This is a genomic window from Agriterribacter sp., from assembly GCF_035444585.1.
GTDB lineage: Bacteria > Bacteroidota > Bacteroidia > Chitinophagales > Chitinophagaceae > Agriterribacter.
The window spans coordinates 1-3,148 of record NZ_DAOMOZ010000337.1; the positions used below are offsets into that span (position 1 = coordinate 1).

At 43.4% G+C, this 3,148-nt stretch carries 2 protein-coding genes and 1 pseudogene; 1 reads left to right on the forward strand and 2 read right to left on the reverse strand.

What is annotated here, in order from left to right; all coding sequences use genetic code 11:
• Positions 1–732, forward strand: a 732-nt coding sequence (locus PLH26_RS21145) for an MmgE/PrpD family protein (protein ID WP_502876431.1), incomplete at its 5' end; no start/stop codon positions are given.
• Positions 733–976: 244 nt separating this feature from the next.
• On the opposite strand, the gene PLH26_RS21150 is transcribed toward PLH26_RS21145, so the two are convergent.
• Together PLH26_RS21150 and PLH26_RS21155 are read right to left on the reverse strand one after the other, a co-directional pair.
• Positions 977–1,600, reverse strand: a complete 624-nt coding sequence (locus PLH26_RS21150) for a DUF4294 domain-containing protein (protein WP_324588004.1) — start codon at positions 1,598–1,600, stop codon at positions 977–979.
• A gap of 102 nt (positions 1,601–1,702) precedes the next feature.
• Positions 1,703–3,148 (reverse strand): annotated as a pseudogene (locus PLH26_RS21155) (cytochrome c-type biogenesis CcmF C-terminal domain-containing protein); the annotation flags it as partial.

Genomic DNA, 3,148 nt, shown 5'->3' on the forward strand with positions numbered 1-3,148 from the left:
AAAACAGGCGAAATGGGTTATCCCTCCGTACTGAGCGCTAAAACATGGGGATTCTATGATGTGCTTTTCAAAGGAAATGAATTTAAATTCCAGCGCGATTATGGCTCTTATGTTATGGAAAATGTATTGTTTAAAATATCCTTTCCCGCTGAATTTCATTCACAAACAGCGGTAGAAGCGGCAATGACTTTGCACAACCGGTTGCAATCGCTCGGAAAAACAACCGATGATATCAAAAAGATCAGCATCCGAACCCATGAGGCCGCCATCCGCATCATCGACAAAAAAGGTCCCTTGCACAACCCTGCCGACCGCGATCATTGCATCCAATATATGATAGCCGTTCCATTGATCTTCGGCCGTTTAACCGCCGCAGATTATGAGGACGATATTGCTTCAGATTCACGCATTGACCCATTGCGTGATAAAATGGTGACTGTGGAAGATGTTCAGTTCACCAAAGATTACCACGATCCCGAAAAGCGGTCTATTGCCAATGCTTTAACAGTAGAACTGAACGACGGAACGTTTTTGCCTGAAGTGATTGTTGAATACCCGATAGGGCATAAGCGCCGCCGGGAAGAGGGTATACCTCTACTGGTAGAAAAATTCAAAACCAACCTGGCCCGTAAATTTTCGGCAAAACAGCAGCAAACGATCTTGCATGCATCGCTTGACTATAAAACCCTTACAGCTTTGCCGGTGAATGAGTTTGTGGATATGATGGTGTGATGATTAAAATCCGAAATCCGAAGATGCGGTCGGCACCCGGCGCAAGGAGGGTCAGCACCGCGTCTGAACACAAAGCACCGAGAACCAAATAAAGATACAAAGTTCGAAATCTAAAATTCGAAATCCGAAGGGTGTACAGCATTAAACCAAAAACTATAAAGTCCCAAACCCTATACATACCCATTTTGCGAACAGGCAATTAATCAACGGTGAATTTCACTTCTTACTTTTCACCTCTCACCATTTAATACAGCCCGTACATCCGTCTTACCTCTATTACAATATCTTCAATCTGGGCGTCATCGGCCCGGGCGTTGTAGGTTTGCTTGAGGCTGCTGCCGAAGATCCAGGCTACGCTTTGCCAGAACCCTGCAGAAAAGCTTCCCTTATAATCGTGGATGATCTCGTAGCAGGTATTGCCCGTTTCCCGGGCTATGAGTTTCATTAATACTTTACCCTGGTAAACCGATAAGTTGGTAAGCGGTTGTGTAAATTCATTGCGCAGGTCTTTTTCACGGCTTTTTACATAAGCCTTTCTCTTTTCTTTGTTCGGTATATTTACCAAATGTGCATTGATATCATTAAATACGGCGCCGGCCTTTTTGGCATAAGGATAAGTAACATATACCGCATTGCGTAGCCTCGTCCATTCGCGGTGAGCCCGTCTTCCCGCGGCAGATAACTCTAAGTAAATATATACTTCCGGCATTTCTTTATACGACAGGGTGTCGCCTTTGTAAATAATAGCCGGTACAACAATGGTATCACTGATGCCGGGGTGGGTTTGCGATTGAGCAACTGAACCCGATAATGCCCAGCAGAGTACAGAAATGATTAATAAATAATATGATCGCCTGCGGCCTGTCATGACCTACAAATTACTATATTAACGGTTTTGCATCACATTTAATACGTGTTAGACAGAAAACCCGACATAACCGCTGCCGGTATGTTAAAAAATTTGTGTGGATTAACTGTCTTTTTTGAACCGGTGCCACATGCTTATGAAAAAACCTGCAGACATAACAACGATCCCTAACCAAAGGATATTGATAAAAGGGAACTGGAAGGCTTTTAAAGTAATGTATTTCATGATCGCATTAGACTCTTTTACGCCCAACGCAATGGCATTCCCTATCTTATTTACCTGCAGCACAAGATTTTGGGACATTACGGTATCCCTTTTTGCGATGGGTGCGTTATCTTTTGAAAACAATGCAGGCTGCGCTTTATAGGTCCTACCATCGTTGCTGTGCACCGTTACGTCCGTCAGCCAGGCGCTGTCTACCAGGGGGAGGTCTTTATTGGTGTTTTTATTGGCTTCAATTACCTGGTCAACAACAATATATCCATTGGAATAAAAAACCGTATCTCCCTGCTGTACAGGATGATCCCTGAATGTTGCCGTGTCTTTTATACTTTCAGGGTCGGGCATGGAGGTAATAAAAGTAAATACGTCCTTATGCCAGTAATGGCGGGAATCCGGGTTAGCCGACAGGGCAGTTTTTCCCTCTTCCGCTTTCATCAGGAAAGCATTGGGATATAAATTAAAATTTTCCAACACTTTACCGGTAGACTCATCCTTGCGCTCATAATTTACCTTAAAATACATTTTTTCATCTACCGGGTGAGACGAATCTGCTACATAAGTTACCATGTATTTACCCATAGGAGTGGGTACGCCCATAATAAGGGTAATGTTTTCCAAACCGCTGTCATCGCGGCCTTTAGGATCTTTTAATCCCGGTATCATAATGCCTGTGCGGTTAATGGAAATGACCTCCTTTTTTGAAGAAGAGATCAGGATACCTACCAGCATTATGCCAAACCCCAGATGGGTGATAGCTCCTCCCGCCAGGCTTAATTTTCCTTTTGCGCCTGTCCATATATACATGGCATTGGCAACAACGGCATAGGTAGCCGAAAAAATAGCCAGGTGAATAGCACCCAGGTAACCAATGCCATATTTATTGTAGTTTATATTGCCCAGCACACTCACAAGAACAGAAATAATAAGAGCCACAATAGTTGGTCTAATGATCTTCTTTACCCAAAAGGAGCGGGGCGTTTTTTTATATTTGAGGTACTGCGTAATAGCGGTTAGCAAGCCAATTACTACCGCGATCAGGACCATTACCCGGTTGTATACATATTCGGGATCTTCACCAATGGCCTTATGCGTACCGAAAATTTTATTGATCACCGGCAGTGAAGTAAAGAAAGAAATGTAAACCGCGGAAATAAGCAATACCAACGCTCCTACGAACATCCAGAATTCCCTGGAGGAAATATCTTCTTCTTTGTGAATTACAGGTATCTGCTTTCTGTTTATAAAATAAGCGGCCAGGAACAGCACAGAAAATGTTGCCATCATTATGATCAGGTGCCAGAACAGGGAATTGCCTTCTCCTGTAAA